Annotated in this window: 4 protein-coding genes and 2 pseudogenes; 5 read left to right on the top strand and 1 reads right to left on the bottom strand. The window is 44.8% G+C overall.

Going from position 1 to position 13,888, the window contains the following annotated elements:
* Positions 1 to 8 precede the first annotated feature (8 nt).
* A pseudogene (locus ACE15A_RS07160) lies at positions 9 to 154 on the bottom strand (tail fiber assembly protein); the annotation flags it as partial.
* A 518-nt stretch (positions 155 to 672) separates the two neighbouring features.
* Here ACE15A_RS07160 and ACE15A_RS07155 point away from each other — a divergent pair.
* The 5 genes and pseudogenes from ACE15A_RS07155 to ACE15A_RS07135 all read left to right on the top strand — a co-directional run.
* Positions 673 to 1,005: a hypothetical protein gene (locus tag ACE15A_RS07155; protein ID WP_053510564.1), complete on the top strand. Its 333-nt coding sequence runs from the start codon at positions 673 to 675 to the stop codon at positions 1,003 to 1,005.
* A 228-nt stretch (positions 1,006 to 1,233) separates the two neighbouring features.
* Positions 1,234 to 2,061, top strand: coding sequence for a LysR family transcriptional regulator (locus tag ACE15A_RS07150; protein ID WP_053510566.1), 828 nt, complete (start codon positions 1,234 to 1,236; stop codon positions 2,059 to 2,061).
* A 399-nt stretch (positions 2,062 to 2,460) separates the two neighbouring features.
* Positions 2,461 to 7,383: a Tc toxin subunit A gene (locus ACE15A_RS07145; RefSeq protein ID WP_129382389.1), complete on the top strand. Its 4,923-nt coding sequence runs from the start codon at positions 2,461 to 2,463 to the stop codon at positions 7,381 to 7,383.
* A gap of 93 nt (positions 7,384 to 7,476) precedes the next feature.
* Entirely contained in the window at positions 7,477 to 12,021 is a 4,545-nt protein-coding gene (locus tag ACE15A_RS07140) for a neuraminidase-like domain-containing protein (RefSeq protein WP_129382388.1), read from the top strand.
* A gap of 51 nt (positions 12,022 to 12,072) precedes the next feature.
* Positions 12,073 to 12,984: pseudogene (locus ACE15A_RS07135) on the top strand (SpvB/TcaC N-terminal domain-containing protein); the annotation flags it as partial.
* Between the last annotated feature and the right edge of the window lie 904 nt (positions 12,985 to 13,888).

Here is a 13,888-nt window from a genome sequence, read left to right as displayed (position 1 = left end):
TTATATTTTTATCGCTGAGCTGGTTTTTCCGGCAAGTCAGCATTTGAGGCATCAACCCGATTTACCACCCTATATTTTTCCATTCGTCGAGCTGCGCTTTCTCATCATCTGTTGCAATTCCAGGATCAACGGCATCCGGTAATGGTGCGGCTTTCAGCCATTTAAAAACGGCGCCATGGGGTGTCGGAGGTTCTAATTCTCTTGTGCCGACCAATCAATCATCTGTACCAGTCTACAGTCATGCAGACTGTAGACTGGTACAGAACCCCCTTAAAAAGTTGTGCTCTTGCATCCATGGTTTAAATGTCTGTGCTGTGACCGATCGGTCAGCCGACCAAAAACCAACCAGCCACAAACTTACTTTTCCCTAATAAATTCAATTAATTATTGGGATAACTGTAATGCAAAAGCCACGAGCACTCACCACTATCGGGATAAAAAATACCCGCTGAATCATTAAAGTAATGGATTATGCCCTTACCCGCTCTGCAAACGCAAAACGCTGCGTGAATGACTACTGGATTTACTGATTGGTCAGCTTTATGAACATGGTTGCAGTGAACTCAAATCCCGCCTCAACCCCTCCGTTAATTATCTTCCGGGTAGTCTGTCCTCAAATGCTTTACTGGTGATCCGCAGAATAAACCAGGAAGACATCCTTGCCCGCCAGCGGTGAAGAAGAGCTCCCGCCTTAACGATAAACTGCTCGCCCCCCCTCTACAAGTTGCTCAACAGCTAAGCAGAGGGTTCACCAGTATCAGCGAAAGCAGCTTCATTGAGCTTCAGCGTGTTGCAGCCTGGATGGAAGCTGGTGCTGCAGCAATATGTGAAGCTATTAATAGCAGGCGTGACGGTGTAGTCGGAGTATGCGAATCGTCTCAAAATGCTGAAACGGCAAATGTGCGGGTGAGCCCGATTCGAGCCAATGAGACGACGGGTGATGAGTTCTCTGGCGTGAAGGGCGCTATTCCTATTGAATATAATGCATTTATTTCTTCTGTATAAAAATAAATCAGCCAGAAAACACCTCAATATTCATAATAATAACCTATTGAAACAATACAATTGATAGCCACACACTATTATTTATTAAAGCAACGTCAATACTTATCGCTTTTTGCACTAAAAACGGCAAAAAAAAATTTTTTCGATAAAAATTTCAAATTAGAATTTCCTGTAAATAAAGACTAGAATTATTACTAATTATTACTAATTATTGCCGAGTAAATAGATATGGGTATTTTCATTTCAAAAAAGTTAAAATATTTTATAATGGCTATGGAAAAGCGTTCTTTTGCCAGTGCTTCTGAAGCATTGTGTATCACACGCTCACCATTAAGCAAAGCAATCACTGAAATTGAAGAGCATCTAGACGGCAAATTATTTATCAGAAAACATAACGATTTAATACCCACACCTCTGGCAATAGAATATTATAAAAAATGCAAACCGATATACGAAGATTTATTAAAGCTGGAGCAAAACAAAACGGTAAAATCATATAAGATAATTTTCGACAGTTATTTTCCTTTGAGTTTTGTAAATTTCTTACGCGATTTTATTGAGGCGCCAGGTATTGAATTCCGCGTTGAACACACAATTATTACACCTGAGAACCTATTCTCTCTTAAAAATGAAAACAAAATATTTATAACTTTCAATGATATAATTGACATTCCGGATGAAAATAAATCCTTATTGACAACCGGAGGCTTGCTCATGATATCACCATTTATCCCATCAAATAATAACGTATTCGTATGCAAAGATATTTATATTAATTTCCTGAAAAATATATTTTCAAAAATTTTAAGAGATTCTTTACGTGACATTAACTTTGTTGAACACACTTACGATCTTTCCTCTTTGATCTACAAAGTAAAAAATGGCGACGGCCATGCATTGCTCACCAACAAATTAGCACAGTACTATAACCTCAATGGAATAAAAAAAACGCCAATAAAAGAATATAACAGTCGCTTAGTCATTTATCATGATGCGTCTGTTCTGGATAGCAAACCTTTGTTAAAATTGAAACAAATACTTAATGATTTTATTTAGTAAAAAACCGCCTTTTTAGAAGGCGGTTTTAGTACCAATACACAAGTACTAACCCAAAAAGTCAAATCGAAAGTTTTGCTAACTCTATTAGGGCTAATCTAAAAACCCTCCCCTATTTTCACTCCTGATATCCATAGCATCGCTCTTCACGTCTATAGACAGGCATCTTCTCTATAAGATCGCGTTAGTTCACTTTTCTTATCTGATGACAAAACTGCACTTATTGAGTCATTTATTGAAAAAAAAACCACCCAAAATATTTATAATACTTATTGTAGTGTGATTAAGAAAAACATAATTCATTGTCTCTATCAAAAGTAGAGACATATCAACTATACAAGTAATGCCATTACATATACTGCGTAAAAGGCATTATCTGTAACAATAAAGGATAGTAAAATGAGTATGACAGCCACTTTATCTCTCAAAAAGTTAGAGGAGCATTTTGGAATACAGGACCAATTATCCAACCGCGGATATTATTCTATATTTGATATCCTGAAGCTATCAAAAAGTGAATTTACTCGCCAGTATCAAGGCCTTTTTGGTGCTAAAGCCAGTAAAATCTACGATACCGCTTCCGGTTACGCAACGCAGATTATGCTGTTGTTTCGCAAAAATAACCTTGCTCAGGCGGTGCAGACGTCGGTGTATTCCACTCAGTTGCAGGATAACGATTCTGTAGTGCCCACAAAGGGCGGCCCGACGTGGCAAACCCTATTTGCTGATGACTGGCGTGAATATTGTCAGAATAGCGCACCGGAAGCCAATGACTCTCCGGTTTCTTATCTCTCCTGGCTGTATAATCAGGCCACGAATTTTGAATCACAGATGGGGGTCGATAATATTATCCCGCTGGCTGTCCGCCGCCCTGACTTAGCAGAGCTTATGCTGGATAATGACGCGATTAATCAGGTTGTGCCCTCTTTGCAATTGGTTAATAAAGTACTTGAGCAGTCCGTCACTCCATACGTTAATAACATCGTCCCGAATACCAGCGTTAGCGAAACGCTAGCTGCCACCCGTTATTCAACGCTTCTACCTTATCATTACCCACATCAGCAGACGTTGCTTTCTCTGAAAGCCAGTGACGAATCTCTACAGAATACAATTAAAAAAACCGATACCGCCTGGCCTTATTTTGTGAAGCAGAACCTGCGTGCAGGGAAAGCGGAAACAGCATGGCAACTGGGCAGTGATCTGGCGCCTGAGCAGCAGAACATTCTTATTGAAAATTTTGCTGATCCTACAACCGAATTAACTAATTTCTACTATCAAAGTCTTGGGTTAAATTCCAGTAATTTTGAACCTTTCGTAAATAGTGATGTTTTATGCCAGCAACTCGGCATTACCAAAGAGGAGATGGAAAACTTAATCGCCTCAACCTGCAACGAGTCTAAAGTCTCTATTTCAGATAATTACCAACCTGCTTATCAGGCATCCGGTTCTGATTTGTATGGTGCCAGTTATATTAATAGTTATCTTAACGACCCTGCATTGTTGCAGGACAGAAGTGTGGTAAAAGATGAAGGCACTAATCCGACGCCGATGTATATCAGCTCACAAGGAGTTAGTTTTGTAGCTGGCAAGTTTGGTTCAGCGTTAAAAATTGATGCGACAAAAAATGCTGAAGTCTATTTCAAATCAAATATTGCTACTGATGGTTCCCAACTTATTCCTTTTACATTATCGTTCTGGTGTAATATCCCAGCGAATATAAAGTCAAACAGTTTGGTGGTGACCAATAAAACGGATCATTATGTTTCAACTGCAAAAGGAATTACCGTTAAGGCATCTCCTGGCGAGAATGGTAATTGTAGTCTGGAATTAAGTGCGTCAGATGGCGAAAACGACCCGCTGGCCGTGTCACGTGTATTCCCTGCTGATACCTGGATTTTCGTGTGTATTGAATACTCACTCAACACGAATCTTTACTTGATAACTAATGTTAATGGTTCTGGTTCTACACACTACGACACCATACAAATAGACTCCCCAGAAAGCATCGCATTAGAAGAGGAGTATTGGGGATTTAATGGAAATTATGGCAACAAATACTATAAAGATCATAGTAGTTGCCGTTCAGTCCTTTTATATGACGATATTGCAGTCTGGAATAATAGTCTAAGCGATAGTGAGATAAATACTTATCTTTCAAAAGGTACCACAGCGCTAGCGTTAAATGATCCAATTCAGTATTATTCCTGTGATGCTGCTGACGTTTCTATCACAAAAGAAACATCGTCAAAAATAGAAGTTTCCCAATCGCAAAATGAATATTATCCAGAACTACTATCCGATAGATATGGTGGATATTATAAACTCTGCGCAACGAAAAATAACCACATCCGCCTGAATGATACTATTTGTAATCAGTTCGATGGTAATCAGGATTTTTCATTCGGTTTTTGGTTTAAATACTCCGAACGTCCAACAGACAGAACCCCGGTAGCCATGAATATATATCCACAAAATAGTGAACATGGGTTTTCCATTGAACTTTATTCAAGCGGCAGTCTTCACGTCATTGCACAAAATGATCACAACTACAAAAACCTTGATACCGCTGCATTAATTACAGACACATGGTATTACGTTGCTCTCGTATGGTGCACATCGACTATGGTTGCCACCCTATATTTGGTGGAAGAGGGTTCAAGTGATATCAACGTTTATGAAACCAATGCGGTTAACGCGGGTTCATTTACTAAAAACGGTGAATTCTGCTGGACACTCAACGAAAGTGGAAATGTTAACCGAACATGGTACACCACGGACAATGATTCTTCAGTAGCACTCTGTTTTTCTGAGCCTGCATTCTGGTCTGGCCTCATCAACCAAAATGATGTCGCGCTTATTGCCTCATTACAGAGTTCATTGAATGACAAGGATTCGGGACTCAGTTTATATCCAGCGTGTTATTTCGACTTCAATACTTGCCCGACACTCATGCATCTGAGCGATGTACGTATGCAGCGCATCAATCGCATGGTCCGTTTACAACGCTGGCTTGGCCTCTCCTTTGAAGAGGTAGATTTATTAATCAACGCCTGTATTCGCGGTCAGGGTAGCCAGAATAGCGATAACTCCCTTAACGCACAAACGCTGCGCATGTTGGGCGTTTACCGCCACTGGCAGCAAGCGTATCAGGTCACCGCTTTCCAGTTTGCCGCTATCCTGTATCAAATTACGCCTTATGCGATCTCTCCTGCTGTTCCTTTTCTGGACCAGGTATTTAATACCGCCTCCGCTTTTGATGAACCGTTCAAAATTACCGATCGGGCGTTTAACTATACCGCGCTGACCGGCGAGGATGGCCAGATTGTCAAACACATTTGCGCTGGCCTTGGCATCACGCGTACTCAGTTTCAGGTACTGGCAAAGCAGGTAAGCACTGCGCAAAACTGCGGCGCAAATACGCTAATCTGCTCATTAGATGTTATCACTGCGCTCTACCGTCTGGTGATGACGCCTCGCTGGTTGGGCCTTAGCTTTGAGGATGGCGTAGCATTATTAATGCTGGTAGAAGAAGGCAAAGCGCTGGCACGTCTTGCAAATATTCCGGTGTATACGACAGTAGAGAATAGCACCAGCGATCTGCTGGATACCCTGATGGCGCTGTCTGACGCCGCGCAGTGGCTTGCTGATAATAACCTGACGGCGACCGGCGTGCTGTCGATGTTACAAGCCGGAAATCATATTCTGCCCGCAACTACAGCAGAAATAAATTTTATCGCCGGGATTAATCAACAATTACCTTCCACCCTGTTAAATGAAAATTGTTTTTCCTCTCTTCCGCGAGATATCATTTCGGAATCGGTTTACTGTCCAAATGGTATGAATATAGGTAGCTTATATAATAATACCAGTTATGAACTTAACTCAACGGATAAACAATATGCTTGTCTGAGTGATAAAGCTAATGACATACTGAATCCAGGTTCAAACATATCAAGCACACTGGGCATGTGGTGCTATATTAAAAATGGTGCAAGTCAGGGAGCCCCTCTTATTGCCTCGGCTACCATAGAAAGCAATGGTAATGCAGAAACAGGGATTGCCATTACGCTTGGTGATAGCTACAAATTCAATATATCAATGAAAGATGCAAACGGAGAATCAGCAGATATTTCTTCGGACACAGCTAAATGGAATAAAAACGACACTTGGTTCTATTTAACCCTCAGGATGCCTGGCAATGGAATGCTGTGTCTGGATGTTTATTCAGATGATGGTAAAACCATGACCAGTTCAACCTTAGATTACAACAAAATAGGAAACTGTAATGTTGAGGGGAATCGCTGGACAATAAATGAAGATGGATCGCAAAAATTCTATTCAACACACTCAAGCAAAAAAAGCTATATTTTTATTAGCGACGTTACCGTATGGCAAAAAAATATATCAAATGAGGAATTTGAGAGTATCATACAATCATGTCGCCCCGCCAACGAAACAGTTCCAGGAGGAATTCCTTTTATTAAAAGCACCTGGATGGACTCGCTAAATAATCTTATTGATCATAGTGGTCTTGTCTTACCCATTGCAACTGACTATCAGACGATTAGCACTATAGTGCATAACGATCTCTGCTATGGTACCAGCGAATCGCAGCTGAATGAAGTCTCAAATATTATCTATCAGGCAAAACTCGCTCAACAGAATATTGCCGATAGTGCGCTGGCGAAAGCGTTTAATATTGATCACTCATATCCATCATACCTGCTCGCCTGGGCCGCATCCTCTGAATACGATCTGCTCAGCCAGAGCCTGGCGCTAAATGGTATCACGACGCCAGATACAATCCCGGATGAGTATCAACAATATCTGTATCAGATTGCCCGCCGCGCAGGGTTATGTAATACCTTTAACCTGACGCCAGCCATGCTTTCGACGCTGCTGGCCCACCCAGCCTGGTTCGGCGTAGCCGATACTACAATTGATTTTAACTTGTTGTATCTGTTCAGCCGCTATAGCGACTGGATGAAACTGGCCGATAAAGAAGACGCCATGCTGGCTTACCTGCGCCGGGTAAACGGCACGCCATCGCCTACCCCAGAACAGGCCGCCTCCTGTCTGGCGTTGCTAATCGACTGGGAAAGCGATGAAGTCTTACAGGCCGCCGCGCACGCCGACCCAGCCACAGGGATCGCCACAACACTAGCGCACATTGACGTTGTGATGCGCCTGAAAACGTTGTGTACCCATACCGGTACATCCGTTGAAACCATGCTGAATACCGGCGACCTGACCACCACCTCCACTTATCAGGAGTGGCAATCTGTCGGAGAGTCATTAGCCGCCGCGCAAAGTAATCACTAATTATCCAACCCTTTTTGCGGAGCCATCCGCAAAAAGATTTATTAATACCGTCACGGGCGGCGGGACTTTCGTCGCCCTAAAAAAGGAATTATTATGTCAACAACCATTAGCAGTGAATTAAATCAGGGCTACCGTAGTGCCTTACTCGCGTATTATATTGGGCAATATGCACCTAATAGCGGTGACACCACTTTAAGCAATATGATTAAAACATCAGACGATGTTTATGAATATTTGCTAATTGACCCACTGGTCACCAATGATGTGGAGACCTCTCGTGTAGCACAAGCGATGTCCAGTATTCAGCAATATATCAATAGTATTGCGTTGAATATGGAACCGGGCTACAACACGCAAAACCTGGACACGAATCAACTTCAACGATGGAATAAAGGTGCTGATCAATATTCTTTGTGGGGAGGGTATGTTGAACTGGATACGTACCCAGAAAACTATGTTGATCCGAGCTTACGACAAAACCAGACATCTTGCTTTAAAGATCTGGTAACTGAATTGAACCAAAATACCGTCAGTAACAACATGGCCCAGCAAGCAGTAATGAATTATTTAAATAAATTCGAACAAGTGGCCAACCTCACTATTGTTAGTGGCTATACAGACAATGAAGATCAGACTAATGGCATCTATTATTTCTTAGGGAAAACCAACACCTCCCCTGTGCAATATTACTGGCGATCTTTTGATATGCGCCTGGATGTTGATAACGTCGTGGCCTCTAACGCCTGGTCTGAATGGTATCCTGTTAACATTCCTTTAAATGATGACGTTATTCAAACCATTCCTCGTCTGGTTTATTTCAACAACCGCTTGTATCTGTTTTGGTTCGAAAAATCTGACAGTAACGGTTCTAATGAAAGCAGTATGATTACTGCCTATTCTTCATGGTGTGATTATAACCAAAATTGGTCAACACCTTACGCTATGTTATCTATTGATAACGACACCACTAACGCCAGTCACGATACGTATTGTGATTCATTGTTCACAACACAACATCTTTGTACCGCATGTGGTTATAATAAAAACGACAATAACTTAACCATTTCATTATATGATGGCGCTGGTGTCAAACCCACTGATACCGTCTCAACAAAAGGATATTCTGATTTCTCTATTAAAATTGATTACTGGTTTAATTTAACAAAAGAAAAATCTGCCAGCACCGATGACACTGCCACGTTGTTGGCTGAATATCTTTTCCACTTCATTGGCAATGAAAATTGCCCAGAAAACCAAAAAAAAATACAGTCCGTTTATTCACTGGGGTTATTTGATATATATGAATTCAGTTCAACGACGAACACCGATGGGAATAATTTTATTAACTGTGATTTTACCCTGCCAGTTTTGAGCAAAGAAAATTTTTCTGTAAATTACCAGGCAGATGGCACATTCACATTAAACGGCAATATTCCGCAAAATGTAACCACAGGCATTTTTTATAAAAATACAGCAACAAGCGTATACTCTTCGACCGAAAGTGATGTGGGTAGTTTTAGTATGGACATAGCAATTCCATCTAATTCATTAAATACTTGCATAATAAAAAGCATGACTCTGGTAACAAATAAAGATGAGGACGAAATTGGCGGCATAGATCTTGCTCCTTACCCGTCATCTAGTACAGATTATGAAAAATTGTTATTTTCTAAAGGCTATACCTATAATGAAAAAGGTTATACTTTCTCTTCAGAATGGGTAAACCCACAAGCCTTATGGTTTAACTATAAAAATGGCATTACTATTTATTTTACTGATACAAATGGTTACCAGGAAAATTCAGGTTTAATTTCTGAATTTGACAGTATCGATAAGAATAATATCTCACCGTGGAGTTTCACCGTTCGCGATAGCACAGCCTCTGGTTGTTGGCAATCATCTACTGCCAATACGCCTTTCACGCTAACAAAAGATTCATTTACCGCAAATAACTCATCATGGTCTTTTGGTATTAATGATTTCACCAAAGATGAAATAGATGCTGATCATATCATCAGATATATCGCATTTGGTTACACAGACGCCTCAGGTCACGGTCTTTATAATGAGTATAAAGTTACATTACAAACGACAACCAACCTGCCTGAAACGCCGGTTATCTCTTCTCGTGAAGATAGCAACCTGGGTACGGCTGTATTCCTGCAATTTACCGGAAATTTCAGTACTGGCACCCCTATTTCTCCCGTTCGTCTGAACACCTTGTTTGCTAAAGAGTTAATCAATAAAGCCAACGTCAGCATTGATGATCTGCTCGCCTGGGACACCCAGCTAACGCTGGAACCCGCAATGGTCAGCGGCGCCAGTCCGACGCCAATGGATTTTTATGGCGCGAATGGCCTCTATTTCTGGGAACTGTTCTTCTATATGCCGTGGCTGGTCGCCAGCCGCCTGAGCCAGGAAGGCAACTACGCCGACGCGCAAAAATGGTTTAACTACATTTTCGACCCTTCCGCCTGCGGCCGCGTAAGTTCAAATGCCGATTACCCGGAGCCGGATTACTGGAGCGTGCGCCCGCTGGTTGAAACTAACTCGCAGGAGAGTCTTGCGGCGTTGGTTCAGCACCCAGACGATCCGGATATTATCGCCAAAGCCGACCCTGCGCATTATCAGAAAGCGATCGTCATGGCGTATCTGGCAAACTTGATTGCGGCTGGTGATGCTGATTACCGTCTTTTAACCAACGATGGACTTGCCCAGGCCAAACTGCGCTATATGCAGGTTAAAACGCTGCTTGGTCCTCGCCCGGATACCTCAACGCTACAACAATGGCAGCCTGATACGCTGGAAAATATTGCCAGCCAGCGCAATACCGACCTCACCGCGCTGGAAGATAGCGCCAGCATCTCGCTGCATGCCTTCTCAGGAAGTAGTACGGTTGCACAGGAAGTTGCCATTAACGACGCGTTCTCGCTGCCGTTAAATGCGCAGTTGCTGAACTATTGGGACGTTATCGACTCGCGGCTTTACAACCTTCGCCACAATCTGTCTATTACCGGTCAGCCGATTACTATTCCGCTGTACGCCACACCGGTTAACCCGGCATTGCTGGTGCAGATGAATGCCACCGGAGGTTCATTGTCAGGCCAAGCTTCTACGCTCAGTATGACCATCCCGCCTTACCGTTTCGCCTCCATGCTACAACACGCCCGCGGCGCGGTCAGCACCTTAAGCCAGATGGGACAAACCCTGCTCAGTTACTATGAGCGTAAGGAATCCACCGGATTACAGGAGTTGCAGCAGCGGCAGGCGCTGGATCTCTCTTCCTTTACCATCAGTCTGCAAAAACAGGCGATTGACGCGCTTCAAGCCGATCAAAAAGCGCTGGAGGCCAGCAAAGATATCGCCCAGCAGCGCTATGACTACTATTACGACCTGTACACCACTGGCATCTCCACCAGCGAGCAGGAAGTGATGAATATGCAATCTTCCACCAGCGCGCTATTTACGTCCGCAGAACCCTTCCTGACGACCGGCGCGGCGTTAAATATGGCGCCGAACATCTTCGGCCTCGCCGATGGCGGGGCCGTCTGGGGTGCCGCGCTCACCGCCAGCGACATGGTATTACAGTTAAGCGCTAACAGTGTGCAGGCCGCGGCGCAGCGCATCCAGGTATCGGAAGAGTATCGCCGCCGCAGCGACGAATGGAAACAGCAATACCAGCAGGCGGATGCCGAGATGACCAGCATTGACAGACAACTGGATGCGCTTGCGATACGCCAGCAGGCGGCCCAGACCTCGCTGCAACAGGCACAGACCGAACAGGCAAACCTGCAGGCCACAATGCAGTACATCTCCAGCCGATTCACGCAATCATCGCTATATAGCTGGCTTATCGGCCAACTGGCGGCGCTTTACTACCAGGCATATGACGCGGTGTTGTCGCTGTGCCTGAGCGCCGAAGCGTGCTGGCAGTATGAAATGGGTGATTTAACCAGCCGTTTCATTCAAACCAACGCCTGGAACGACAGTTATCACGGTCTACTGTCGGGCGAAACACTGGAGCTAAACCTGCAACAGATGGAATCCGCCTGGCTGTCACGTAACCAACGCCGGCTGGAACTCACCAAAACCGTGTCGCTGAAAACCCTGCTTGGCGATTCTGACTTCGCCAATCTGATCGCGGCCGGAACGGTAAACTTTAGCCTTGATGAGAAGCTGTTTGACAACGATTATCCCGGCCACTACCTGCGCCAGATTAAGTTTGTCACGCTCTCCCTGCCGACGTTGCTTGGCCCATGGCAGGATGTTCGCGCCACGCTCACGCAAACCAGCAGCAGCACGCTTCTGAAAGCGGATATTAATGGTGTGAATTATCTCAACGACACCACCACCGGCAATGCTGCGAACGTGGTCACAAACCTACGCGCCAGTCAGCAGATTGCCGTCTCTTCCGGCATGAACGACAGCGGACTGTTTGAACTCAGTTTTGGCGACGAACGCTACCTGCCATTTGAAGGTACCGGCGCAGTATCCAGTTGGCAGTTGAGTTTCCCTCGACCGAAAAGCAGTGAGCAGAAGGCCATTCTCGATAACCTGAGCGACGTCATTGTGCAGGTGCATTACACCGCCGTCTCTGGTGACAGTGACTTCGCGAGCACCGTTGAAAAAACTCTGTAATTTCCCTTGAAAAGTCACCGGCCAGACCTGGCCGGTGACTGGAGCAAAAAAATGTTAAACGAAAATGCATCTTCATCCACGGCCTCACTTATGGTAACCCCCCCTTCCTTACCAAAAGGAGGCGGCACCTTAAGCGGTATGGGAGAGGCGCTCGGTCAGGCAGGTCCTGACGGCATGGCGTCAATGACATTACCTCTTCCCGTAAGCGCGGGTCGCGGTTTTACACCTTCATTGTCACTGACTTACAGCAGCTCTGCGGGAAATAGTATTTTTGGTATTGGCTGGGCGTGCGCTACGCTGCGCATTAGTCGACGAACCAGTCATGGCGTACCGCAGTATAACGACAACGACGAATTTCTTGGCCCTGATGGCGAAGTGCTGGTCAAAACCATTAGTACAAGTAAGACCCCTAACCCCACCACCTGCCAACAATATGGCAGTACGAAACTATCTCAAACCTGGACGGTTACCCGTTATCAGCCACGTACAGAAGGCGCGTTTCATCGTCTGGAGCGCTGGCAAGGTAAGGCCCCAGAGGATGATTTTTGGTTACTGCATGAAAGCGCGGGTAATGTGCATATGCTGGGTAAAACCGCATCAGCTCGTATCAGCGACCCGCATAATACCGCACATATTGCTGAGTGGCTGGTAGAAGAGTCGGTCAATCCCGTAGGGGATCATATTTATTATTGCTGGCAAGCGGAAAATGACAGCAATATCAACCAGGTAGACAAAAATAATCAGCGAGATTGCTCCACACAACGCTATCTCGCCAACGTACAATATGGCTGTCAAACGCCCGCTGCTGATTTGTATCTCTGGAAAAGTGATAAACCTGACGCAAAATGGCTGTTCACGCTTATCTTCGACTATGGCGAACGGTCACTCGATCCCGGCTCGGCCCCTGCTTTCTCAACGACGACAAGTTGGCCTGCTCGTCAGGACGCGTTTTCCCGCTACGAGTATGGGTTTGAGATTCGTACACATCGTCTGTGTCATCAGGTATTAATGTTTCATCATTTCCCTGATGAACTAAAACAAGATAATGCCCTGGTTTCACGCTTATTACTGGAATATAACGAAACGCCGGTGCTCAGCCAACTGTCATCGGCACAAACGCTTGCCTATGACGCTGACAGCTCGGTACTCTCATGCCCGCCATTAGAGCTTTGTTATTCACAACCTGATATATCTGATACCCAGTGGCAAGAGATGTCATCGCTTGCCGGCCTCGATTCCCCGCCTTATCAGTTGGTGGACCTCTATGGTGAAGGCGTACCGGGCATACTGTGGCTTAATGGCAAAGACTGGCGTTATCGCGCGCCTTGCCGGGGCAAAACGGGTACAGACGAGGTTGTCTATGCCGACTGGGTTAACCTGCCGCAAATCCCGGCCTTGCAAAACACAGCCGCCCGCCTGATAGATATCGACGGCAACGGCCGGCTCGACTGGGTAGTCGCAACACCAGGCATGGCAGGTTTCTTTACTCAACAATCAGATAAAAGCTGGAGCCGTTTTACCCCGTTCAGCGCCCTACCTGAAGAGTTTTTTCATCCACAAGCTCAGTTTACAGAGTTAATGGGGTCCGGACTTATCGATCTGGCGATGATCGGGCCAAAAAGTGTGCGTCTGTATGCTAATGAGGGCAGCGCGTTCAGCGCAGGACTGAATATTAATCAGGATGAAAATATTGAACTGCCAGGCCCTGGGCGGGATGCCCGCGAATTGGTGCTTTTTACCGATATTCTGGGGTCAGGGCAATCACACTTATGCCGCATCCGTTATAACAGCGTTACCTGCTGGCCTAATCTCGGCGGCGGTCGTTTCGGCTCGCCTGTCCAGTTGTCCCTGCCATCGCCGTTAGACA

The sequence above is a fragment of the Salmonella sp. HY31 genome (assembly GCF_042604575.1).
Taxonomy (GTDB): Bacteria; Pseudomonadota; Gammaproteobacteria; order Enterobacterales; family Enterobacteriaceae; genus Salmonella; species Salmonella diarizonae.
This window is presented reverse-complemented; position numbering and strand designations above follow the sequence as displayed.

Excerpts from the sequence above, each read along its gene's own strand:
- ACE15A_RS07150 (WP_053510566.1), top strand. The coding sequence starts at position 1,234 with ATGGGTATTTTCATTTCAAAAAAGTTAAAATATTTTATAATGGCTATG.
- ACE15A_RS07145 (WP_129382389.1), top strand. The coding sequence starts at position 2,461 with ATGAGTATGACAGCCACTTTATCTCTCAAAAAGTTAGAGGAGCATTTT.
- ACE15A_RS07140 (WP_129382388.1), top strand. The coding sequence starts at position 7,477 with ATGTCAACAACCATTAGCAGTGAATTAAATCAGGGCTACCGTAGTGCC.